This window comes from Polaribacter sargassicola (assembly GCF_021991835.1).
In the GTDB taxonomy this organism is placed as follows: Bacteria; Bacteroidota; Bacteroidia; order Flavobacteriales; family Flavobacteriaceae; genus Polaribacter; species Polaribacter sargassicola.
Map to the genome: position 1 here is coordinate 1 of NZ_JAHDAU010000068.1, position 377 is coordinate 377.

At 68.4% G+C, this 377-nt stretch carries 1 protein-coding gene; it reads right to left on the reverse strand.

The genetic code is table 11. The features are described 5' to 3' along the window. Nucleotides 1-377 (reverse strand): chorismate-binding protein (locus KI686_RS17430; RefSeq protein ID WP_237590303.1); only part of this gene is annotated, 377 nt, incomplete at both ends.

The following is a 377-nucleotide window of genomic DNA, read 5'->3' on the forward strand; positions in this document are numbered from 1 at the left end:
GCAGTGCGGATCAGGATCGGCGCGTCGAGGTCGTGGCCGCCGTCGGCGTTCGGGGTGAACAGCGCGGCGACGCCGGAGTAGTAACCCCGCGGTGCGCGCTCGTGCCGGCGGATGACCGCGCACGCGTTCTGCATGGGGGAGCCGGTCACCGTCGGGGCGAACATGGTCTCGCGCAGGATGTCACGCGGGTCCAGGCGGCTGCGTCCGCGCAGCATGTACTCGGTGTGCGTGAGCCGCGACATCTCCTTCAGATGCGGGCCGGTGATGCGGCCGCCGTCCGAGCAGACCTGGCTCATCATCTTGAGCTCCTCGTCCACGACCATGAACAGCTCCTCGGTCTCCTTGGTCGAAGAGAGGAACTCGGTCAGCGACTCGCG